At 37.4% G+C, this 24,046-nt stretch carries 15 protein-coding genes, 1 tRNA gene, 1 pseudogene and 1 riboswitch; of the genes and pseudogenes, 6 read left to right on the forward strand and 11 right to left on the reverse strand.

Features of this window, described 5'->3' with window-relative positions; genetic code table 11:
* Positions 1-2 precede the first annotated feature (2 nt).
* The 5 genes from H1X92_RS04145 to H1X92_RS04165 are packed head-to-tail and all read left to right on the forward strand — an operon-like array spanning position 3 to position 4,981.
* Complete coding sequence (locus H1X92_RS04145; RefSeq protein ID WP_180558987.1) at positions 3-2,036, forward strand: EscV/YscV/HrcV family type III secretion system export apparatus protein; 2,034 nt, start codon at positions 3-5, stop codon at positions 2,034-2,036.
* Positions 2,020-3,333 (forward strand): FliI/YscN family ATPase, encoded by a 1,314-nt coding sequence (locus H1X92_RS04150; RefSeq protein WP_180558988.1) that lies wholly within the window; start codon positions 2,020-2,022, stop codon positions 3,331-3,333. Before H1X92_RS04145 ends, H1X92_RS04150 begins: the two co-directional genes overlap by 17 nt.
* A 5-nt stretch (positions 3,334-3,338) precedes the next feature.
* A complete protein-coding gene (locus tag H1X92_RS04155; RefSeq protein WP_180558989.1) occupies positions 3,339-3,737 on the forward strand; it encodes a hypothetical protein in 399 nt (132 codons plus the stop codon).
* Entirely contained in the window at positions 3,730-4,164 is a 435-nt protein-coding gene (locus tag H1X92_RS04160) for a hypothetical protein (RefSeq protein ID WP_180558990.1), read from the forward strand. Before H1X92_RS04155 ends, H1X92_RS04160 begins: the two co-directional genes overlap by 8 nt.
* The gene (locus H1X92_RS04165) at positions 4,151-4,981 is read left to right on the forward strand and encodes a hypothetical protein (RefSeq protein ID WP_180558991.1); all 831 of its coding nucleotides are present in this window, start codon (positions 4,151-4,153) and stop codon (positions 4,979-4,981) included. Before H1X92_RS04160 ends, H1X92_RS04165 begins: the two co-directional genes overlap by 14 nt.
* Before the next feature lie 502 nt (positions 4,982-5,483).
* Here the strand turns inward: H1X92_RS04165 and H1X92_RS04170 are convergent.
* The 10 genes and pseudogenes from H1X92_RS04170 to H1X92_RS16190 form a co-directional block, all read right to left on the reverse strand.
* On the reverse strand, positions 5,484-8,585 hold the full coding sequence (locus H1X92_RS04170) for a pentapeptide repeat-containing protein (protein ID WP_180558992.1): 3,102 nt from the start codon (positions 8,583-8,585) through the stop codon (positions 5,484-5,486).
* Positions 8,586-10,136, reverse strand: coding sequence for a hypothetical protein (locus H1X92_RS04175; RefSeq protein ID WP_180558993.1), 1,551 nt, complete (start codon positions 10,134-10,136; stop codon positions 8,586-8,588). It lies immediately after the preceding gene.
* 300 nt (positions 10,137-10,436) lie between these two features.
* Complete coding sequence (locus H1X92_RS04180; RefSeq protein ID WP_180558994.1) at positions 10,437-11,621, reverse strand: MFS transporter; 1,185 nt, start codon at positions 11,619-11,621, stop codon at positions 10,437-10,439.
* 417 nt (positions 11,622-12,038) lie between these two features.
* Positions 12,039-12,977, reverse strand: coding sequence for a magnesium transporter (locus H1X92_RS04185; protein WP_370520654.1), 939 nt, complete (start codon positions 12,975-12,977; stop codon positions 12,039-12,041).
* Positions 12,978-13,109: 132 nt separating this feature from the next.
* A riboswitch (M-box (ykoK) riboswitch) is annotated at positions 13,110-13,279 on the reverse strand.
* 265 nt (positions 13,280-13,544) lie between these two features.
* Complete coding sequence (locus H1X92_RS04190) at positions 13,545-14,084, reverse strand: DedA family protein (protein WP_225506911.1); 540 nt, start codon at positions 14,082-14,084, stop codon at positions 13,545-13,547.
* 413 nt (positions 14,085-14,497) lie between these two features.
* On the reverse strand, positions 14,498-16,195 hold the full coding sequence (gene fruA, locus H1X92_RS04195; RefSeq protein ID WP_180558996.1) for a PTS fructose transporter subunit IIBC: 1,698 nt from the start codon (positions 16,193-16,195) through the stop codon (positions 14,498-14,500).
* Between the two features lie 11 nt (positions 16,196-16,206).
* Positions 16,207-17,148 (reverse strand): 1-phosphofructokinase, encoded by a 942-nt coding sequence (fruK, locus tag H1X92_RS04200; RefSeq protein ID WP_180558997.1) that lies wholly within the window; start codon positions 17,146-17,148, stop codon positions 16,207-16,209.
* A complete protein-coding gene (gene fruB / locus H1X92_RS04205) occupies positions 17,145-18,281 on the reverse strand; it encodes a fused PTS fructose transporter subunit IIA/HPr protein (RefSeq protein WP_180558998.1) in 1,137 nt (378 codons plus the stop codon). Before fruB ends, fruK begins: the two co-directional genes overlap by 4 nt.
* An 840-nt stretch (positions 18,282-19,121) precedes the next feature.
* A complete protein-coding gene (locus H1X92_RS04210; RefSeq protein ID WP_180558999.1) occupies positions 19,122-21,146 on the reverse strand; it encodes a pentapeptide repeat-containing protein in 2,025 nt (674 codons plus the stop codon).
* A gap of 54 nt (positions 21,147-21,200) precedes the next feature.
* A pseudogene (locus H1X92_RS16190) lies at positions 21,201-21,578 on the reverse strand (hypothetical protein); the annotation flags it as partial.
* Between the two features lie 604 nt (positions 21,579-22,182).
* On the opposite strand from H1X92_RS16190, the gene H1X92_RS04215 reads away from it, so the two are divergent.
* Positions 22,183-22,258, forward strand: a tRNA-Ile gene (locus tag H1X92_RS04215).
* A gap of 678 nt (positions 22,259-22,936) precedes the next feature.
* Here the strand turns inward: H1X92_RS04215 and H1X92_RS04220 are convergent.
* On the reverse strand, positions 22,937-24,046 hold a 1,110-nt coding region (locus H1X92_RS04220; RefSeq protein ID WP_180559000.1), incomplete at its 5' end, for a hypothetical protein.

Below are 24,046 nucleotides of genomic sequence, written 5' to 3' on the forward strand. Positions count from 1 at the left end.
TAATGTCAATAACTCGTTGGTTATCTCAGATTGCAGGACGTCAAGATATTATCCTTAGCGCCATGTTAATGTTGTCAGTATTCATGATGATTTTACCGCTGCCAACGACTTTAATTGACGTTTTAATCGCGATCAACTTAGGGTTATCGATCATTTTATTTATGATGGCTATCTATATTCGTGATCCGCTTGACTTCTCTGCCTTTCCATCCATGTTGTTGATTACCACACTGTATCGTTTAGCATTGACCATCAGTACTAGCCGCTTGATCTTATTACAACATGATGCTGGTGAGATCGTGTATACCTTTGGTAATTTTGTCGTTGGCGGTAATCTTGGAGTTGGGATCATTATTTTTGCCATTATCACTATTGTACAGTTCATTGTTATTACTAAAGGTTCTGAACGTGTGGCCGAAGTGAGCGCCCGATTTTCTCTCGATGGCATGCCGGGCCGACAGATGAGTATTGATGGTGATATGCGGGCAGGTATTATTGATGCAACTGAAGCCAAACGGCAAAGAGCATTGGTACAAAAGGAAAGTCAACTTTATGGTGCCATGGATGGCGCGATGAAATTTGTCAAAGGCGACGCCATTGCCAGCGTAATAGTTATTTTAGCTAATATTTGTGGTGGGATTGCCATTGGCGTGATCCAACATAATATGTCGGCGACAGAAGCACTGAATACTTATGCCATTTTGTCGGTCGGCGATGGATTGATTGCGCAAATCCCGTCATTGCTTATTTCCATAACTGCAGGATTAATAGTTACTCGAGTGCCCGGCGAAAAAAAAAATAATCTGGCAGGTGATTTAGTACAACAAATACTTAGTCAACCTATGTCATTGCAATTGACCGCTGGTATTTTATTAGTTTTCGCTATCATCCCTGGTTTTCCTTGGTTTGTATTTGGTTCATTGGCCTTGATGCTATTTGGCTGTTCTTATTGGATGAAGCGTAACGTAAAAGTGAAAAAAGGCACAGGTCAGATTTATCCTTCAGCAGAGAATGGAGCGGAGCAGGCATCGCGGGAGATGACGCCTGGCACAATCCCGCTATTAATCATCGTTGGCCAACAAATAATGACTGAGACAATGGCTGACAAATTACAAAATTTACGTTGGCAATTATTTGAAAATTTAGGCTTGCCTTTACCTGAAATACAGTTGCAGGTCGACACAAAAGAGACAAACACATTACAAATACTGTTATATCAAGAACCTGTCTTTAAGACAGAGATAGATCCAGCGGCAATTTTATTAACTCAACCAATAGACTTACCTCAAGTACGTCAGGAACAACTGATTTTTAATCATCAAACGATTTATTGGTTGGCGCACGATCATCCCTCATTGTCACCAACTGTCGGCTATAAAGGAGTAGAAATTGTCACCTATTTGGTAGAAAAAGTAATTTATCACTTTGGTAAGGAGTTTTTAGGGGTACAGGAAACGCGTTATCTAATGGATGCGATGGAGATGCGTTATGCCGAATTAGTGAAGGAGTTACAGCGCTTACTGCCAATTAGTAAAGTGACCGATATTTTACAACGCTTAGTTGAAGAACAGATTTCTATTCGTGATTTAAGAACCATTTTTGAAACGCTGGTTGAATGGGGTTCAAAAGAAAAAGATACGGTAATGTTGACTGAGTATGTTCGGGTATCTCTTCGCCGGCATATTCGCCGACGCTTTACTAGCGAAGAGGGCTGGATCCCAATGTTGTTAGTCGGTGACGGAATTGAAAATAGTATTCGAGAATCTATTCGTCAATCAGCGATAGGATCTTATTGTGCCCTTGAACCAGCCCAAGAGCAGCAGATTATTGCGGCTATAAAACAAAAGTTACCCACTCAGGTTGGCTGTGTCGTATTAACTTCATTGGATGTACGTCGCTATCTACGCAAAATTATCGAACCGGCATTGGCAACAACCGCTGTACTTTCATTCCAAGAAATTGGTGAAGATGCCAATATCAAAGTCCTTGCTCAGGTTGATATTATGGGGGAGAAACTGGATGCGCTCACTGGATAAAGCAAAAATCATTCAAGCGATGGCCTCTCCTCTCTTTCAGCCATTGACGGATATTCTTCCTTATCGATGCCTTGGTAAAGTACAGGAAGTATCCACTAATTTGGTTAAAGTGACGCTGCCAGGCGCTAAACAAGGTGAATTATGTCTAATTGATAATCGGTTAGCTGCAGAGGTCGTTACCATTAAAGCGCAAGAAGCCTGGTTGTCATCGTTTGACACTACCAACGGATTAGTGGCTGGCGCTTATGTTGAACGTTTAGGTCATGGTCATCGCGTGCCGGTAGGTGAGCATTTATTAGGTGGCATTGTGGATGGCTTAGGGCGGCCGTTAGAAAAAATGCCGAACGCGGGTGAATGGCGTAGTAATCATAACGCGGCGCCAGACCCCTTGACACGTCAGTTAATTAGCGAAGTTTTGCCAACCGGTATCAAAGCGATAGATGGTATTTTGACGCTGGGTATGGGCCAAAGGATCGGTATTTTTGCTGCCGCCGGTGGTGGGAAAACTACTCTATTGGGTATGTTAGCTCGGGGCTGTGAAGCTGATGTGGTGGTATTGGCTTTGGTTGGCGAGCGTGGACGTGAAGTGCGAGAATTTCTCGATAATCATTTACCGGCTGCTGCGCGAAAAAAAACCATCTTAGTTGTCGCCACCTCCGATCGTCCGCCGTTAGAGCGAATGAAAGCTTCTTTGACGGCAACCACCATTGCTGAATATTTTCGTGATCAAGGTAAACGGGTATTGTTGATGGTGGATTCATTGACCCGTTTTGCGCGTGCGGCACGGGAAATTGGTTTAGCAGCAGGAGAACCACCGGTTGCCAATGGCTTTCCGCCTAGTGTGTTTGTGCATATGGCCGCTTTATTAGAGCGGGCTGGCCCCGCTAAGGTAGGTAGTATTAGTGCTATTTATACCGTGTTAGTAGAAGGTGATAATATGAATGAACCTGTCGCTGATGAAGTGCGTTCTATTTTAGATGGCCATATTGTTTTATCGCGCCAATTAGCTGCCGCAGGACATTTTCCCGCTATTGATATCAACGCCAGTGTTAGCCGAGTTATGGATAATATTGTTAGTAAAGAGCATAGCTTACATGCACTTCGCTTACGGCAATTGCGAGCACTTTTTCAAGATGTGCAGCTATTGATTCGTGTTGGCGAATATCAATTTGGGCAAGATAAAGATACCGATGAAGCAATTGAAAAAAATCAGCCAATTAATCAATTTCTGCGTCAGGATTGCGATGAATGGGTTTCGTTTTACCAGACGATAGAAAATCTTAGCCAATTGGTTTAGGGTCTATGAAAGAGCAATTCTCTGACATTGAGCGCGTTGTTATTAAAAAATTATTGCAAATACGACAACAGCGAGAAATAAGCTTGCAATCTCAATGGCAACAAATTGAGCGTGAGCAGCAAGCGCTACAATCAACCGTTGCCGAGTTGGAAGGGCAACGGATGAAACTTTGGCACGATTTAGCAACGCCTGCATTGCCAAATGAGACCATTTCCCGTGACCAATTAGCATTATTTAAGCAATCTATGAGGGAAGTTTATCTGGCCGAGCGAGCCCTAAAAGAGCGTATCGATCAGCTGGCTGAAACGATCGCTGAGCTTGAGCGCCAAAAGGAGCAACTAGCTAAACAACGTCTGCTAATGATTAAGAATCAAGAAAAACTGAAAGAGGTGGTGAATGACTAATATGATCGAGCGTAATGTTGTCACCGCGAGTAGGGTGGCTAATATTCAACGCCGCCAGGAGACTGATCCGGAACTAAAACGGCGTTTTGAACGTTTTTTGCAGGTGCAACAGCCTGACAACGCTGCGTCAGCCGCTGGTTGGTCTTCGGTATCAGAGACACTGGCTTATCGCAATAGATCAGATACATTAAATAATGTTTATCTGTTACGTCAAGGTAATAGTTTAAATTATCGCTTACTGAATGGCCCGATGATGGGTATGGTTATCATTGCGCGCTGGCAAAAACACGGTGCGGTACATTTACAGTTAAAACCGGCTAATTCTGTGCAATGTCGTGTTTTGGCTCGGGTAAAGCAAAAATTAACAGCAACATTAGCACAACGAGGTTTTTTACTCTCTTTGGAGATAGAAGATGGTGCACAATGACCAGCGAATGCTTTACCAGTGGTTAAGCACCGGTTTAGCAAAAGATAATTGTCGCATTCAGCTTGCTTATGTTGAAGGAGATGGCCAGTGGTGGTCATGGTTGTCCGATGATTCAGTCGGTATTTGGTGTGACAATCCTAATTGGCAGCAGGCGCTACAAACCTATAGCGGGAGCGCTGATCCAACTCTTGTTACTGAAGATTTGTTTCCTTGTATTAGCGCAGCCTGGTTTGCATTACTTGGTGACACAGTTAATGCAAGATTGAGCCAACAGCCGATTGATTACCACTTGCCTAAGGGTATTTATCCCGTTATTACAGTAGACGAATGTCAGTTTGTGGTGGTCAATATTGGATTGGAAAAATGGCAGGCTGCTTTCGCCGATTGGACACCATGTGACGTTCCATCTGTGCAAGTGACGGTTAAATTGTTAGCCGGTTTTATTGCTGATTGTGAAAGTATTCGTCATAGCTATGGTTATTGGTTAGCTGGTGATGTGGATATTCGGCAAAATGAAGCATTATTATGGTGGCATGAACCATTGGCAATTGTGAAATTAACCGATATTAATCAATTATGGGTAAAAGAGATCCGACCGACGGTAACATTTAACCAAATACCCTATTTAGCTCAAGTGGCCACCATTGATTTGCCACTAGCGCAACTTTATACTTTGATCGCCGCTGAAAATTTGACAGGCAAGGTGACGTTGGAAACTCGGGTTCGATTATTGCATGATGAACAACCCGTTGCATGGGGAGAGCTATTAACCGCTCAAACTGGGACGGCATTTCACTGTCTTGAACTGGAAAAATAGTTTTGCTGTTTTTTCTTGCCTCTTTTTTCTAATGCAATAATATTGAAAATATTTAGCCTAGACAAAATAGGTAGAAAAAACAGTGAGTGTCAACAAGCTATATATGCTCATGCTTATGATGACATGCAAGGGCAATGCATTTGATTTTATCAGACAAATACAGCAGGATTAACGATACGACTACCGCGCCAATAAGGTATAGATAACCAGTGGCCTTATCATGCCAGTCGAATAAAAACATGCAATAGAATGAGATTGATGATATTAACAGGAAAGCGATTATCATCAATAAGTATGACACAATCAGCGATAGGCATTTTTTCATATAACCTCCTATTAGATTAGATGACAATATTATTTACATCTATCTTTCATTGATATGATCCTAACTATAGATGATTATTAACGGATCGTATAAAAAATTTAAATTTTTCATAATATTTAATCTTTTTTGTTACCGTTAGCAATGCTCTTTTTAGGCTATTATCAAGTTTTTTGCGCTTTAGCGCCAAGCGGGTGGTTGAATTTTTTTCAAAACATCATGACAGTGTTCCGTCGCATAATCAATCATCTGATTATATAAGGCGGCCGAACAAGTAAAGGTATTTGTGCAGCCAAGTAATCGATCTTTCCAATCATTAAAGATATTTTCTGTAATCAGGGTGGGATCAAGTTTGTGGGCTTTTTCCATTAAGGCGTAAGCATAATATCTAAGCATGAGGGGCGAATCTAATTCAGTACCAAAAATAGCACTAGATGAATAGCGGGTAAAAACGGCGGATAAAGAAAGTAGGTGTTCTGCTTTATTTCGCTCGCTACTGGCTGTCAAATCATATAGCTTTATGATCTGGTTATAATTGTCATTTTTTAAGCTATAGCCGTGTTCAAGATCGATCACATGAGCAAAAATCTCCTTCAATGTCTGCTGTGATGTCTCATCAATTAATTTAGTGGCAAAAGTATTGGATTTTTGTGCCTGAAAAAATAGTGTATTAAGTTGTTGGTCTAAATTTAATGTCTTAATCAGTTTATTGAATGTTGCTTGGTGTTGACTATAAGTAAAATGACTAGAAAACAGTGGGAAATCTTGGTTGAAGCATTCCTCTAGAATGAATTGCTGAGAACTTAAATTTTCGCCATGCTGAAAAACAAAAATGTTATTCCACTTGGTTTCCAGATCAGGATCTAGCATTTTTGTCAGATTATTTTCAGCAACCACTAATGTTCTACCCGCCTTGGTCGGAGAAAGTAACAGATAGTTTTGTGCGTTATTATCTGACCAATCTACCTTACCGGCAAAATCACCAAATATTCCTTCAATTTGTTCATATTCTAGTTGTTGCTTTATTTCAGGCAGTTGTAAATATTTTTCATAGATCTTGTTAGCCAGTTTTGTAGTCACGCTATCAATACCTGTTTGCGTTCTTGCGGCCAAGATCGTTTGAATAAAACTACTATTAAATTTCGCTGACACCATCAGATCCGGTTGGTGGTTAAAATGATTGAGAAAAATATTGATGAGCGCCGGATGTGTTTGCAGCGTATTAATTAATTGGGTTGAGGGGTTTGCCAGGTAGTTATCCATCAGTTTATTGACAAAAGTACTAATTTCTTTATTGGTCATAAAAGAGGGTTTTCCTAGAATATCCACTAGCGGTAAAGTCACATGGTTAAGATTAATGTCAGGCTGGTCAAAAGAGTGAATTAGTTGTAGCGCCAACTTATTTTTTAATTCCTGATATCTGTCATCAATACTATTAAGACTGGTTAGTAGACTGCTTTGATTATTGAAATGATTAAGCATCCCATCTAACTCATCTTCATCCCATTCATTAGGCAGGTGAAGAGTGAAACTATCATTTAAAGAAGCACCGGCAAAATTAGTGTTCATAATGCTTAGCTCTTTCAGGATCGTGTTACTCAGATCGGCATTGCTAACATCAGTGTTGGCTAGGTTAGCTCCGGTTAGATCAGCTTGATTGAAAATTGCTCCACGCAGGGTAAGAGCATTTAAATTGGCTTTTGTTAAATTGGCGTTAGTGAAATTTACACCTTGCAGGTTAGTATCAATTGAAGAGGCGTCAGTTAGGTTAGCCTTGGTTAGATTGGCATTCGTTAAGTTAGTATTGGCTATCTTAGCTTGCGCTAAATTGGCGCCAGTCAAATTACTGTTAGTCAAGTTACTATTATTTAAATAAGCGCCTTCTAATATAGTGTCATTCATGGCAGAGTCGACTAAATTAGTGTCACATAAATCAGCCTTAGCTAAGTTAGCCCCAATTAATTGCGCTTCATTTAAGTTAGCCGCGCGTAGATTAGCATTCACCAATTGAGTCTGGTTCATGATTGCTTTTGCTAAATTCGCCTCCACCATGATAATATCTGTCAGGTTAGCTCTACTTAGATTGGTACCTTGTAAATTAGCCTGAGCAAGGTTATGGTAGTTACCCAAAACCTGGGTAAGATTGAGGTAACTGAAGTCTTCACCCGATAAATTAAGGTTGACGTCAGGTCGCCGTTTGGCCAATTGTCTGCTTAATGCTTGCAGCTTTCGTTGTTGTGATTGATAGAAACTAGAAGTATTAGGTTCAGATAACCAGTGTTTAGCGGCTTCATTAGCCCTTTTACCACCCAGGCCTTGGGTTTTTAATTGATAAAGCCGCTCACGTATTGACACTGGTGCTAATTCCAGCTCACCCGCCGCATTGCGCAGATATTTGCGGCCATAAAGGGTATTTGTTTGCAGATTGATTTGCACCCAAATGTCTTTACCTCGTTGTTTCCCAATCTTTACTACCTGAACCTCTTTTCTCAAATCCGGACGATAAGCTGTCTCCACTTTGTAAGGGCTAGCCAGCTCAATCGGTAAGTCTTGTGCTTTTTTTTTCAGTGCTTTGATTAATGGGGTTAATCCGTGAACTTTCTGTTGGAGCTGCTGTGCGGCATTTTTTAAGGCATTAATACCTTTTATTCCCCCTGATGTTAATAATTCAAAACCGGGATCCGCACTACGTAAAAAAGATACGCCTAAGTCCCTATAAGTTTCAGCTGGTAAGCGGTTGGTGATCTGTGGAATACCAAATTTAACAAACTGTTTACCGCCTTCACGTAATGCTTGCTGAAAAGTTGCTTTTTTTAGTCCCGTTTTAACCCCATTAATGGCAGCTTCTTCCAGCGCGACAATAACCCGACTACTCACTTGCACACTTTGGTCAAAAAACGGAAAAAAACTGACTAGATCAAATGCACCTGCTTGCAGCGCCTCCTCTTTATTACCCTTTTGCGCCTCTGTGATCGTGGAATAAAACGGAATAAGACTTAAGAAAAAAGCGTCCGCTTTTTGCCGGCTAGTTTCTTGATAACCTTCCTGATGCAATTTTTCGCATAATTTTTCCGCACGACGCTTAACAAGCTTGTCGATCAGCATGTCCGGTTTATCCTGAGCGGTTTTTAAGGGCAAAATGGGGTAGGTTTTTAATTTATAATCATCATCATAGCGGGCTTTATCATCATGATAAAACAGGCCAAGAATAGCGTCTTTATGATCGTCAACCCGATGTAATTTATAACTACCGATGCCATGGTCTGTGGTTAAGGCATACATTCATTCTTTGCCGTTAAAGCTACACTTCAGCATATCAATCGATTCCGGCACGCGAGTCACTAATCCGTCTGAATCCTTTATTCCTAGCCTTGTGGCTGGCGATAATGGGATACCTTGCAAACTAGCGATGGCACTAAATTCAACCTTCATTAATTGAATGTCAGCCTGTTGAATAAAAATTTGTTCTTCTTCGCTGATTGAGTTAAAGATCTGAGATAGCAGGATCTTTTCTATCTGTGCGGTAAGCGCTGTAATTTGTTGATTTTGATCTTTAAATACTTTATCAATATTGGGTAATAATGCCGTCTCACCTCGCCGATTGAGATAGTTAACTTGTCGATTTTTATATAAATAGTCATTTATCCAACCTTCATCAATATCATGCTCTTTTAATTGTTGGCGGGCAAGCTCCGGCCGGGATTGCCAATTCTGTAGCAAAGTAATCAGTTTGATAAAAGGATTATTTTGGCCAGATTGTTTTAAATAAGCAAAATAATTGTCATAAACAGCCGTCATTGCTAACGGTGTTGCTAGCGCGCTATTTTCGCAATTTAACTGGTGATGGATAAGGGCTGGTAATTTGAAGTATCGATTATACTCAGCTGGCACAAGTTGTTCCTGCAAAAGCGCGGCCAGCAACATACCGTTATTGCTAATATCTTCCAGACTCATGTTGTTAATATCAGCACCGCTTTCATTGAGTATTGTTAGGCCGGCCTGCAGATAGCCCCATTCTGGTTGATTTATCATCATGTTAGACAAAGTTTTTTGTTGCTGCTCGTCGTCAGTTTGTAGCATAAAGGTTGGCAGGATGCGATTGATAACTTGTTGTTGATAGTAAATACGGGCTTGCGCTGACAATTTGTTAGGCGTGTGATAATCATTTAGTTGATTGAATAACCGACGTTGTAGATTAGCATGATGGAAGAGGGAATGTTCCTGTGATTGGATATCACTGACCTGATTTAACATCCATGCTTCCGTTGACATACCGAATATAGTGTATTGTAACCAATTGGCAATGACGGCTTGTTGCCGAGCAGAAGAGATTTTTTCTCCTTGCTTAGCACCATATTCACCTAACGGCTGTAACAATAACCTGACAAGAGCAGTTATCTTCTCTTTATCATCTTTATAGCGAGTCAGATAATCAATGACAGGGTTTACCAGTGAAAGGGTCTGTATTGCGTTATCATATTGGTCGAGTGGATAACCGTCTTCAATTAATAAGGAACGTAAGCGTTGATTCTGTTCATCATAGACAAGTTTATTAAAATCATTAGTGTTAAGCGATAAAATAGGTTTAGGCTGATAAAGCGATTGATTAATAACCGTAACAATACCATGGTTATCTCTGACGAAGCTTTTTGACAATGAAGTTTGCGCAGTTTCTTGGTTCTGTACTATCGGATTGGTTAGCGTTGTTTCGCTGCTGGTCACATGGTTTTCACTGGATCTATTTTCGTTCTCTGTTTTTTGGCGGTGAGTTGAATCGGATATTGATAAAAAACTGTGCGAGGATGAAAGTGTTGAATCGATAAACGGCATCATAACGATCCTTTATGTAATTAAAATGTAAAAATATAGTAAATTAAGATTAAATACTTTTATAAAAAACTTTTATTTTTTATTTATAGGATCTAATAAATCAGAGGCTGGCTGATGAAGAGAGCAAAGTAAATTTTTGCTAATAATGGTTATTACTTTTATGATGCCTCTTTTAGATGCGTCAATCGGTTCAAATAGCGTAGCTGCGTTATTGGTAGAATATGATCCGCTTATTTTTATAGCGTCATTGATTGTTTTAATGCTGTATTGATCAGTTGAGTTTATCCCAACTGATCAATAAATTTATAATTTTTGATATTTAGTTAGCATTAATGCCATGCAGGTAACTAAAATTAAAATATAAACCATCCATAGATATAAATTCATTTCAATAAAGAAACTACCTATGCCGCCGATCATAGAAGGAATGACTAAGGAAGCTGAGCCCATCAATGCTGAGGTTGCTCCCAGACTATTTTTTTGGCTACTCATTGTTAAATAGGTATATAGAGATTCGAATAACCCGCCAGTAAACATAATAATGGCAAAGAATGCAAAGAAAGTGATGGTATTATTTTGGTAGATAAATATCGGAATAAATACAATTATTAATATTTGCAGCGATCTTAGCCAAATGGATAAAATTTTTGTCGCACTAAATTTTCGTAGCAATTTGCTGGATAAAAATGCGCCTGCCAATAAAAAAAGCCCGATAATAGCCGAGTAGATACCGAAAATTGAGGCGCTAGCACCAAATTTGATCATAAAAATAAATGGCGCCGCGGTTACATAACAATAAATTAATGAAAAAGATAAACCGAGCGATAAACAAGGTAAATAGAATTTGGGTTGGCAGGCAATATATTGATATATATTGCTGGTTTTGCGCCAAGAAAAAGTTGTCCGTTTTTTTACTGATAACGTTTCAGGAAAAGCAAAAAAGACATAGACAATGGTAATTAAGGCGTAGATAAAAATTAAGCCGAATATACTGCGCCATCCCCATAAATCATTGATAAAACCGCCAATTAATGGTGACGCAATCGGGACAAAGCCTTCAATCGTAATGATGATGCTATATAGTAGAGCAGCGACAGTTCCTCGCGAAACATCACGTACTGCGCTGACGGAGGTGACTAAGGTGATTGAGATACTCAATCCTTGGATAACACGAATAACAAGAAAAGCAGGTAGACTTTCTGTTTGTGTTAACATGAATGTTGTTGCTGCATAGATAGCCGCACCGGTTAACATAATTCTGCGGCGACCAATGGCATCGGAAAGTGGACCAAAGATTAATTGTCCTAAGCCAATTGCCAAGGTATAGGCCATGATTGAAAGCTGGGTTGATGAGAGACTTTTATTAAATTCTTTTGCGATATCAGGAATAGAGGGCAAATAAGTATCAACCCCTAAAATACCCATCATAGTGAGCAATGCTAAGCCAAAAGTAAAGAAAGCCAAATTTTGTCTGTTAATTTTTTTCATAAATATTTCCCTTAATAGAAAATTTTATTTCAAGCATGCAGGAAAATTTCAGGATCGATATTCAAACGGAGTTGCTGCTAACTAGCAAACTTTTCTATTTTTTGTTGAGCTTTAATTTAGTTTTATCTGATTTGCGCTGTTTTTTAATCCTATTTAATTAAAATCATACAAATTAAGTAAATTAAAATGCAAATTCGTTACAGTAGGCGAGTTGTTAATTAATACAATATTGATGAAAAATAGATGGCAATTTACTTTGATGTAATTAAATGATCATACGACAGTGATATCTTAAAAAACTATTACAATTTAGAATAAGTTAGGGAATAACTGGGTGTTATTTTTACGTTAATTTTAATCAGTAAATATTTAGATTTTAATGATAAAGGCTCGGTAACTGACCGAGCCTGTTGTTTGTTATATATTGAGGATAACTTTGGCAATTTCGAAATAAATAATCAGACCAGTACCATCAACCAGTGTTGTGATAAATGGTGCTGAAACTACCGCTGGATCAATACCACATCTTTTAAGTAGTAGAGGAATGACCGAAGAGACAATGGCTGACCAGAGAGTTATACAGATCAGTGACAGACTGACAACAATACAAATATCCCAACCAATATTCATAAAGCTAGCACGTAAGATCCCTGCTGCCCCTAAAGTGATGGCGATTAATACCGCAGTCGACATTTCTTTACGTAAAATCTGCCATAAATGACTGATGGAAAGTTCTCCAATCGCCATTGAACGAACAATCGTTGACGTAATCTGAGTACCACTGTTACCACCTGTTCCCACTAATAGTGGAATAAAGAAGGCTAAAGCAATTACCGCTTCTAACTGCTCTTCAAATGATTTGATGACCGTGCTGGTATAGGCTTCTGCAATAAATAATAAAAGTAACCATACACTACGTTTTTTCCACAGGGCAAAAGGACTCATTTGCAGATAGGGTTTATCTAACGGTAAACTACCACCTTGTAATTGAGCATCTTCGGTTGCATCATCTTCCAATATGCGATCAATTTCTCGTTCGCTAAGGGCGCCAACTAATACACCTTTATCTAATACTGGCACCAGATCGAAACCGCAGTCATGCAATGATTTTGCTAATTCTGTGCGTTTAGCATCTGGGGCCACAAAGAAAAAATTGGGTTTCATCAGTTGGTTGATGCTATCACTATCAGTTGGGTGTTTTAAAAGCGATTTCACTGATAAAATACCGATTAATATTTCATTAGTCGTAATGAAAATTTGGTTAGTAATACTATTTTCCTCAAGTTTTTCCAGAAAAACTTTTTTTGCTTCTGCAACAGAAATATGTTCTGGTAAAGTCATATAATTCTGTGTCATATATGAAGTGGCAGTCGCGTTTGCCTGGTCAACATGATAGCGAGGTTTAAATGTATTTTGTTGGATAGGTAAAGCCATAAAAAAGTCCCCTATAGGTGTTAAAATCTCTCACCGGGGCGAACTAACGTGGGAAGGAGATCCCAACGTTTAGGTTTTAGCTTCTAACAACGTATTCCAAGCGGAAAGTTACTTTTGTAAGACCTTGATTCGATCATACCTGTTTTACCAATACAAGCCTGTCTCCATGCAAGTACGGCAGTAACTTTTGTTTGTTAGGTAGCCTCGCCATAACGAGATCGTTTATTGTATTTCACGTCAACAGTGTTGAACGCCAGCGATTATAAATTTACTTATCTTGATTACAATTTTTTCTTTAAGTTGTTTAGTTAAGATTTAAGAAAGTCAAATTTCAACAGTCAAAATAAGAAAATGTTGTCTTTATTTTATTATAAAGTAAAAGAGATGATTATTTGAAATATGAATGGATAAAAATTAGATGGTTTAAATTAAAACATTATAAATTCTTTTAACTTTTTGTTTTTACTATCTTAAATAATGCCATTTATATTACATAAATGTTTCTGGTGCAATAATAGTAAATGTGCCTTTAACAATTAAAATAAATACGGCTGCCCAAATAGCTGCTGATAATAAACAAATACTATATACCTTAGTTCGGTTCATTAATAACATGCCGGCGACTAATGGGATCATGTATCTTAATACAGCTATAAAACAAGATGTAAATAACACGGTTATTCCTTGGTTTTGTAATTTGTTATGGGCATTATCAATAGTTGATTGATAACGACTAAAAAAACGACTGAATAAATTCCTGCGGGTTATTTGATTACCCAAATAGTAGGAAATTATTGAACCGGTGGTGGCACCTAAAGTAATCGCCAACCAAACTAAACTATTTAGTTTTGGCAGACTGGCAGTAATACCGGTTAATAACATAACAGATGCCGGCGGTAGAAAAGAAGATAAGACAACCGTAGATTTGCTCATCGCTATGCTAAATAATATGGTAAATAGCCATATCGGATGTAAATTAATCTCTGACCAAAATGCATTTAGATATGTCATAAATTCTTCGGTTTTCATTGCGTTATTTTCTCATTAGTGAGTTATTTCTGACAAAATAAAAAATATTATAATAATATAATTTATCTATATTAGCGTAAATTAAAGTTATTTAATTGTTGCTATAACAGGATTAACTTTACTAAATTTAAATTGAGTAATTTATGAGTAAATAAAAATTTTGCTCAAGATAGACATATGTTAGTGAATGGTTGGCTAAATGGTCAATCGCTTTAGTTAACAATATATATCAAATAAAGAATGTCTTTATTTAGCTAGCAAGCAGACCAGTTATTTTAAGCTAGTTTAAATTTTAATTAGCATTAAATCTTAGTGCAACCGATTGATTTTACCATACTCTCTGTTTAGGCTTGTAAATCTATTAATGATTATCTTTGTCATTAACAATTCTCTTTTTGTTAATGACAAAATAATTAGTTAAGTATTTTTTTATTCAATGAAGTTTCTACTTCGGGTCTTTTTAAATAGGCATATAATATTGCACTGATTAAAGTCCCACACATAATCGCTAACAGATAAGCAATAATTGGTTGTACCGCGCCAGGGATCAACATAACAAATAGTCCACCATGAGGCGCCATTAGTGTGACATGAAAATACATCGATAATGCACCGGTAATTGCCCCGCCAAGCATACAGATGGGTAATACTCGCATTGGGTCACGGGCAGCAAAGGGAATGGCGCCTTCAGAAATAAAACATAGACCTAATACGAACGCTGCTTTGCCGCCTTCACGTTCATTAGTTGAAAACTTGTGACGGGCAAATAATGTCGCAAGTCCCATGGCTAAAGGGGGAACCATACCCGCTGCCATAATGGCTGCCATAGGTCCATAAGTTTGGGCGCTTAATAAAGCGACACCAAATGCATAAGAGGCTTTATTAACGGGTCCTCCCATATCTGTACACATCATGGCACCTAAAATAATACCTAAAATGACGGCATTAGTTGTGCCTATGTTGGTTAGCCATTCTGTAAGGGCGGTCATTATCCAGGAAACGGGATTACCAATAATATAGATCATGACTAAGCCAGTGATTAACGTGGCGAATAATGGCACGATTAGGATTGGTTTTAGGGACGCCATACTTTTTGGTAATGGAAAGTATTGATTGAGCGATTTAGCGACATAGCCAGCCATAAAACCAGCAATGATACCACCAAGAAAGCCGGCATTGGTGCTAACTGCTAACATGCCACCCACTAATCCAGGCGTTAAGCCCGTTCTGTCAGCAATCGAGTAAGCAATATAACCAGATAAAATGGGTACCATGAGGGCTAAAGCAGAGTGTTTACCAATTTGCATTAATGCCGCAGCTAATGTACCTGGTTGCTCGGCAGCATCTAAACCAAACATAAAAGAGAGAGCGATACAGAGGCCACCGGCTACTACCATGGGTAACATGTAAGAAACACCAGTAAGCAGATGACGATAGACCCCTTGGGTTGTTGTTTTCTCAGTTGAGTTGTCTGAGCTGTTTTTTATTTTGTTAGGTAGATAACATTCAGCTTTAGCTAACGCATTATCCATCTCTTGCGCCGTTCTTTTTAAAGCGGCGCTTGTTGAGGTGTGATAAATACGTTTACCAGCAAATTTCGCTAAATCAACTTCAATATCAGTGGCAGCAATAATAAAATCGGCGTCATTAATCTCTTCTAAGGTAATTTCATTGCCAGTTCCAACCGAACCACGCGTTTCTACCTTGATTTGCCAGCCTCGCTTTTTAGCTTCAGTTTCTAATGCTTCTGCTGCCATAAAAGTATGTGCCACACCTGTAGGACAAGCGGTCACGGCTAAAACACGCTGATTTTTTGCGGTTGCTGATTTAATAAGATTTGCTTTGTCCGCAATGATCGCTTTATTTTCGGCCATAGAGAGAGTCTTTTCTGGCGCACGTATTATCTGTGTTTCATTAGTAAAGAAAACTTTTTTACCGATTAATTGCTGTTCATCAGCTATATTTTCACCAATAGCAATAATCAATTCAGCATCCGCAGCATTATCCGTTAATTTTAAAGATTGTTGTTGTATCTGCTGACATAGCATTTGCTTAGCAAGATAGGTTCTTGCTGACATTTGGGGTGAGTGGATAATAGCAATTGTTTTCATCAAGAGATTCCTTATATTTGAAATGGGATCAGAGCAACTTGGTTCATCATTTTTGTCAGTTGTTGCCGATCCATACTCCTAACATTACCTTGGCTGACTGATATGGCACTAATAGCTGTTGCTAAGCGCAATGTATGTTCACTTGTTTGCCGCATCATTAAGCCATAAATTAAACCTCCGACCATGGCATCTCCGGCACCAACTGTACTAACAACCTGGCATTTTGGCGGTGTTGCTAACCAGGCACCGGATGCGTTGACCCACATTGCACCTTCTTCGCCTAAGGAAATCACAACATGAGCAATGCCTTGAGAACGTAATTGTTGTGCTGCTTTGGCGATTTCTTGATAGGTAGGTAAAGGGTGGCCAATCCAACTTTCTAATTCATGTCGATTTGGTTTCACCAACCAAGGGTTGGCTTTTAAACCGGTAATTAATGCTTCTCGGCTACTATCAAATATGACGCACATACACTGATTACGGAGCCGTTTCATCCAGTCAGTAAAATCATCTAAATCGATACCCTTGGGTAAACTACCACTAACACAGACCATATCAAATTGACTTAACCAGCTAAGTGAATCTCTAGCGAAATACTGCCAATCTTGTTTATTAACTTCAAAGCCGGAAAAATTAAAATCACTAACCACACTATTTTTTTCAGTCAATTTGACGTTAATGCGAGTTCTGCCTTCAATCACATGAAAACGATTTGTGAGCCCACGCTCTTTGAAGTCGTGTTGAAAATCGTTTAGATTTTCTTTACCTAAAAAACCACCGACAGTAACATCAATATTTAGATTTTTTAATGTATTAGCAACATTAATGCCTTTGCCTGCTGGATACAATCCATGGGTTTTAACTAAGTTGACGGCACCTTTTTCAATATTGTCTACCATACCGATTAAATCATATGCCGGATTTAATGTAATGGTTGCAACTTTACCTTTCATGTAATTTTTTCATCCATATTAGCGTTAATCACCTGCTCAATGGCATATAAGGTTGCTTGGGCGTCAGGGCCACTGATCTTAAATTGGATACGATCATTTTGACGAGCAACTAATCCAATGACACTCATTACATTATGGCCATTGGCAGGAATTCCGTTCCCATCTAAATTAGTAATAGTGACTTTGCTATTAAATTTTTTTATTGTATTAACTAATTGTGAACTTGGGCGAGCATGTAATCCATGTTTATTATTTAAAGTAAATTCTGCTGATAGCGTCCCTTTTTCTTCGCTTATGTTAGTCGTTAGTAAAGTAAATATCTGTACTGCATCGGGTGCTTGTAGCAATTTTGCTGTTTTTTTATCGATCAATAAATTAGCTAAGTGATTTAAGGTGTTATTAGCCCGATTATCTTTGCATGATAGCGTGATAAGTAGGCAAAGCTGATGATCTTGATATGATAGAGGATTTTTAGGCCGTGCAATTGCCATGGCTGTTTTTAGGTTACCTTTTTTACTATCACTAAGCCAGATACCTTGGCCTAAATAAAGCGGTGGATTTGTGATCACATCAACGATGAAATCATTATTAATGGCATTGGCATCTTGTAAGTGATTAATATTTAATGCCTGGAGTGTCATAATATGGTTGGTATCAACATCTAACGAGATCATAGAAGCTTTGAAAATGAAGTTATCAATCGGCTCTTTAGCTAGCAAGATATTATATATTGAATCAATTGATGTGGTGGTTGCCATTTGCTTGGCAATATTTTCATCGCTTAGAATATGAGTTAGTTGTCGCAATAAACTTAAATGTTCCTCTGATTTAGCGGCGATGCCGATGACAATATAAGCTTTTTGGCCATTATCCCAATCTATACCCTGTGGAAACTGAAATATTTGAACACCTGTCTGTAATACATTATGGCGTGTATCTACGGTACCATGAAGAATGGCAATGCCATTGCCTAAATAAGTTGAGGCTTGATTTTCCCTTTTTTGCATACCGGTAAGATAATCTGGTGTAACGTAACCTGCATTGATTAATGCTTGGGCAACTTGTGCGATGGCATGCTGTTTATGGTCGGCAAATTGTGCTAAATGGATATTTTTTTTAGGCACATCAAACATGTTTTCTCCTATACACATAAATGAGTGAAACGCTGCAGTTTTATCCAATAAAAAACAGAAGCTATTTTAGGTTTTATTTTATGCAAGCTGAATCGTTTCAATTTGCATATAACTTTAGATAAAAACAGATATATTTATCTAATGGTAATTTGCATTTTTATGAGTTTGTTCACGAATAAAATGCTTTGTGTTTTATTGAATGAAAAAATATAAGCTTAGGTTGGCAAAATAGAAAAATGAAAGTAAGTTAATTGATATAAAAATGTGATCTTAATAGTAGATTAAAATAAAAAAAATTAAATTTTAACGGTTAATGTCTTAATTTTGCTGGATATTATTAAATTTTGTTAATTAAGGTTAAATTTTCGTTGGTGGTTAATTTGCTTTACTAGAAATATAGCAATATTTTTCTTTGCCAAAGCAAGTTGCCTAGTTATTTAATTAATTTTTATAAAAAACAAAATAGTAAAATAATTTGCATGAATTTTAATTATTAATTAAAAATATGTAAAATTTAATGTGTTATTTTGGGTGAGGAGGTGGTATTTTTAATTAAATATTAACATTTAATATTTTTATCTTTAAATAAAAGATAATGATAAATGTTTATTTTTAGTTAAATAAATAATTACCAACAGCAATATCTATCTGTGATTAGTAAAATCCACTCTGTTGATTATTGAGCCCAGTTTGTGTCGGCCTTTATGTTTTTAAAGCAATGTCACTAACGGAATAATGGATGACGCTGTCTGCATACAAACCGTTAGTGACAATAAATAAGCTAGCAAAATTTTATTTAATAAGTGTCAAGATATTGAGTTTTATCACCATAAGATTTGCCTAGTTTAAATGGAATACTTTATTGATTTTGTTTTTTAATTTGTTTGTTTTTGCTTCAAACTTTTCTACCGTTAAATTCATCTCTTGCAGAAATTCTCTTTTTAGATGATGTTTAGAGAACTTTACATCTTGTAGATTTGCTTCAGCAAAATCTGTTCTTGTTAAATCGGCTTTACTGAACTTAGCTTTTTGGCAGTTAGCATTAGTTAAATTTGCATCAGCAAGATTGGCATTTTTTAAGATAACATTTATTAAAGTTGCATTAGTGAAATTGGCTTTTTGACAGTTAGCATTGGTTAAATCAGCATCAGTAATATCTGCCTTTTGTAAGTTGGTGTTTATTAAAATAGCATCAATAAGATTTGTTTTTTGTAATGAGATCGCATTTGCTAAATTGGTTTTAGTCATATTTATTTGTTGTAATAAGCTTACTGCTGAATTTATATCAGCAGGATTTGTTTTTTGTAATAAAGCAGTAGCTGCTGCTTTTGCTCTTATCAGATTGGTATTAGTAAGCGTTATGTTTTTTAAATCATGGTTATTTCTTTTATGTAATAAGATCGCGGCGGCTAAATATCCTGCAATAACATCTGTTTTTTGTGATAAGGAAGCTGCAATGTTCTCTTCTGTGATCTTGAGTTGGTTAATGTTTATTTTTTGTAACAAAATAGCCGCTGCTAGCTTTGCTTCAGTTAATTTTTCTTTAGGAACAACTATTCCTTTTAAATAGATGCCTGGTGTGAAATCTGCTTCTGTTAAATTAGCGTCACTGATATTTGTTTCTTGTAAAATAGCTCCAGCTAAACAGGTATTTTTTAAATGAGCATTTTTTAAGGTAGCTTGATATAAACTAGCAAAACTCAAATTGGCATTGTCAAGCACTGCTTCGGATAGGTTTGCTTTTTCCAGAACAGCGCCGACTAAATCTATATTATTAAGCTTTGCTTCAATTAAAATAGTTTTACTGAGATCTGCATTTTTTAAATTAGCATATCTCAGATTTGCCAGGTGTAAGTTTGCATTTGTCAATTTTACCCCTTGCATATTTGTGGAAAATAATTCTGCTCCGCTTAGATCGGCATCCGTCATATCTGATAATATAAAATAGGAACTGGAAAAATCAGCGTTGTTTAATTTTGTATTTTGCAGTTTTGTATCAGATAAATCAGATGCAATTATTTTTGTGTGACTTAAATCGGCTTTAGTAAATATTGATTTTTGAAAAAAAGTCCCTTTTATGCTTGCTTTGCTTAATAAAGCATTACTGAAATTGACACTGTCACAGTCAGATTTGAAAATATTTGCTTGACGTAAATCGGCTTTAATAAGTGTTGCTCCTTGCATCTGAATGGACGATAGAATCGCCTTATTTAACAATGCAGAATCTAAACGGGCAAACTTTAATGTCGTCTCTTTAATTTCTTCGTTGGATATTTTTAATTTAGCTAATTTAGCTTCGGTTAAGTCTGCCTTAATAAGTGTTGCGTGATCCAGATTAGCACCAGCTATGGAGGCTCTTACTAACAATGCTGAATCTAATTTTGCATAATTAAATGTTGTATTTTGAATTGTTGCATCGGTTAGATTTGCCTGAGTAAGTGTTGCATGATCAAAATTAGCGCTAAGTAGGGTGGCTCTTTCTAACAATGTTGAATTTAATGTGGCATGATTGAATGTATTGGTTTTGATTTCGCCGTCAGCTAGTTTTAGGTTAATAATTTTAGTGTCAGTCAGGTTTGCATAATTAAGTGTTGCGTGATCAAAATTAGCGCCGGCTATTGAGGTTTTTTCTAACAATGCTGAATCTAATTTTGCATAATTGAATGTTGATTTTTCAATTTTTGCACCGTTTAAATTTGCTTCTATTAATTTTGCATGATCAAATGTTGTATTTATAATATCTGAATTTTGCAGATTTGCTGCGGATAAGTCTGTTCCGTTAAAATTTACATTTGACAAATAGGCACCCGCTAAATCAATGCCGTCTAAAATTCTGGCAGATAGATCAGTATCTAATAAAAACATCCTTCCTTGCTTGATGTATATATTTGGATCAATTCGGTTATTTAATAACATCACGGTAGCGGTTGTTTTAAATGCATGCTTATCGATGTCTGAAGTAAAATGTTCTCCTGTCGGTCCTTCAACACAAACAGATAGCTTGTCTGAATGATATTGCGAGGGTTTAGTGGTTACCGTACAACCGTTAAAATTAAATTTGATTTCTTCAGGAATATGATAGCAATTTGAATTAGCAATTTTTTTTTCCAGTGCGCAGGTCATTGTTTGCATTAAATTATCATATTGCTTAGATAATTTTCTTTCCACGCCACCTAAAGTAAAAAAATTTATGATATGTTCTAGTATTCCTTTTGGTGACGTGGCTAATACTTTTCCTTCTATACTATTGTTATTTATTGCGTAATTAGTAAACACTAAACAACGATTGGTATCCATATTTTCTTTTCCCTAATAGTGTGGAATTCAAAATAAACGCGCTAGGCGTATTTTGATTAACGCTGTACCACAATGAATATATATTTAATATTACTGAATATGTTATTAGTATTGATATATAATCAGATATATCAAGTTTATACTATATAATTTTTCTAATGTTTTCTTTAAATTCAACTTAATGATGTCACTCAATAATTTATATTAATTTGGTTGAATTAAATTATTTATTTTATTCAGCCTGTTATTTCTTATGAGATAAGAAGCGAAAATTTTATAATATTTATATTTCTTTGCTTGCTGTTATTTAACGTCAATTATAATAATATATTATCTCTACTTAAACTTTATAAATAGACTTTTGGAAATTTCTTAATGATTTAGTTGTTTTTTTATTCTTAACTGGGTTATTAAATATTGAAGACAAATTTATCAATAAGTTGTTCTTGTTCAGTTATCGTTCATGAACTTAAACTGCAATAGTTAATATAAATAACCACAGACAGGGAAGCCATTAAATTTACGGATTTTGTTTATAAAACAAGCATATGATTTATAAAGACTAGACCCGCGCAAAAACAGCACGTATAATGCATCCCACTTAGGCCCCTTGGCTCAGTGGTTAGAGCAGGCGACTCATAATCGCTTGGTCGCTGGTTCAAATCCAGCAGGGGCCACCAATTTTAGCTGTTAAATCAGTGCATTAAGCCACTTCTTAGCAAGTGGCTTTTTTGTTTTTAATAGTCAGTGGCAGCAAAATGGCAGCGGCTTTTTTCTGGCAGCGGTTGATTTTTTCATGATATGTCACAGCGTGATTTATTTTTTTGAAAGTATGTCACGCTCAATTCCCCAAATATCTATGTAACTCATTTCAGTTTTTCATTTTCGCTCAAGCCGCATGGTTGCAGGCTTTTTGAAAATATGCGGCTAATATCGCGATCCAACCAAACCCACGTAAAATAGAAATTCTCATTATCTTTCATTGCGTTATCTTTTTGTTGCGATCCGTTTTGTGATCCACAAACTGAAATTCACTGAAATTCTTTTCACTCATTTCATTTTGCAATTCATCGCAAGACCCTAGTAACGGCGAGGCTTAGCAATATGTTTTGTAGAATTTTAAAACTGAAATAATTTTTAGATCCAAATTGTGCAGGCGGGTGCGGTGTAGTGCGTTTTACGTGGTGAAAACTTTTATTTCGTGGGCGCTGTGATTTCTCAGGGCTATGCAGCAGGTGCGTTCCATTTTGTTTATCGTTGATGTGGTTTGTTATGTGATGCGCTCAGAATGGCGCTCAGACAGTTTTATTGAAGGTACAAAAAGCCCACGTTAGATGGGCAAATGGTGGACGATAACTTTACTTACCAATAACAGGGGAATACTTTTTATTCAAGCTGTCTGACTTGGTGCCAGTGCCTTTGATAGCTGATGCGTTAGTTGGTGTGCCTGTATTACTGTGAGTATGTGATGCGGTGAGTTCTGCTAATTCCTTGACCACATCTAACGTATCTATCATCAGCTGAGCAACGTTGATTTGTTGGCTACCTATCCAAATGATAGGGGCTATGATTTGTTGTTGTACGCCAGCAATACTTTGCTTTATTTGCCCAACTTTCTCTATTAGCTTCTGTCCAATTTCTACAGTGGCATTCTGACCAACCTCAATAGTCATGTCTTTTTCAATACTGCCGACATAGTTTGATGATGTTGCTATTGCGTAGTCACCCTCGGCTAAATTCTGGATTGCACCTGCTAATAGTTTTCTAGTACCTAAAACGGTTAATGTGTCATTGGCCTGTACTGTGGTTTCTCTCGCGACCAGTTCGCGTTGTTCTTTGTCCGCTTTGATATTTCGGATCATTGATGCTTCATTGATGCTTTGGTCTGTTTCACGATTCCAGCTACCATCTTGTGTCACGCGCTGAAAAACTTCTTTGCGTTGCTGCTGCAATTGTTCCCCTGGTTGTATGTCTGGGAGGGTATTATTTTGACTGAGTGTTTGCCGGATAAACGGTTTATCGGGCCTCCCACCTTCAAAAGCAATTTCAACTAAAGTTCCCTCCGGTGGAAATTGAAACATACCACATTCAACCCCTGCCATGGGTAAAGGCAGCGGCACTGCTTTGTAGGTAGGTGCGGCTGATTCGTTGCCATCACTATCCAGTAATTGCACATCTACAGCATATTTTGGCCGGAACGGATCAGAAATATCACCAGCACTGACTGCTTCACTTGGTGATTCAATTCTCGCGAATTTTGGTAAATGCAAACCTGCTGATAATTCGGGGTAAGCTTTATCTATCTGGCTTTGAATTGGGGTTTTATTTTTGGCCTTTCCAGTAAGTGGATTAATCGCCAACCAGTAAAGCGTGATATCATCGTTATCAAGCTGGACTTTATGCACGCGCTTACCGTTTACCACTGTTCCGGCTCGTAAGGCGGGTATTAATGGAAAGGTGGCGCTGTT

Origin of the sequence: Arsenophonus endosymbiont of Apis mellifera (assembly GCF_903968575.1) — a bacterium.
GTDB lineage: Bacteria > Pseudomonadota > Gammaproteobacteria > Enterobacterales > Enterobacteriaceae > Arsenophonus > Arsenophonus apicola.

Coding starts and splice junctions, on each gene's coding strand:
- H1X92_RS04185 (WP_370520654.1), bottom strand. CDS start 12,977: ATGACACAGAATTATATGACTTTACCAGAACATATTTCTGTTGCAGAA.
- H1X92_RS04145 (WP_180558987.1), top strand. CDS start 3: ATGTCAATAACTCGTTGGTTATCTCAGATTGCAGGACGTCAAGATATT.
- H1X92_RS04165 (WP_180558991.1), top strand. CDS start 4,151: ATGGTGCACAATGACCAGCGAATGCTTTACCAGTGGTTAAGCACCGGT.
- fruK (WP_180558997.1), bottom strand. CDS start 17,148: ATGAAAGGTAAAGTTGCAACCATTACATTAAATCCGGCATATGATTTA.
- H1X92_RS04180 (WP_180558994.1), bottom strand. CDS start 11,621: ATGAAAAAAATTAACAGACAAAATTTGGCTTTCTTTACTTTTGGCTTA.
- H1X92_RS04210 (WP_180558999.1), bottom strand. CDS start 21,146: ATGTTTTTATTAGATACTGATCTATCTGCCAGAATTTTAGACGGCATT.
- H1X92_RS04155 (WP_180558989.1), top strand. CDS start 3,339: ATGAAAGAGCAATTCTCTGACATTGAGCGCGTTGTTATTAAAAAATTA.
- H1X92_RS04160 (WP_180558990.1), top strand. CDS start 3,730: ATGACTAATATGATCGAGCGTAATGTTGTCACCGCGAGTAGGGTGGCT.
- H1X92_RS04190 (WP_225506911.1), bottom strand. CDS start 14,084: ATGAAAACCGAAGAATTTATGACATATCTAAATGCATTTTGGTCAGAG.
- fruA (WP_180558996.1), bottom strand. CDS start 16,195: ATGAAAACAATTGCTATTATCCACTCACCCCAAATGTCAGCAAGAACC.
- H1X92_RS04150 (WP_180558988.1), top strand. CDS start 2,020: ATGCGCTCACTGGATAAAGCAAAAATCATTCAAGCGATGGCCTCTCCT.
- H1X92_RS04175 (WP_180558993.1), bottom strand. CDS start 10,136: ATGATGCCGTTTATCGATTCAACACTTTCATCCTCGCACAGTTTTTTA.
- fruB (WP_180558998.1), bottom strand. CDS start 18,281: ATGTTTGATGTGCCTAAAAAAAATATCCATTTAGCACAATTTGCCGAC.
- H1X92_RS04170 (WP_180558992.1), bottom strand. CDS start 8,585: ATGTATGCCTTAACCACAGACCATGGCATCGGTAGTTATAAATTACAT.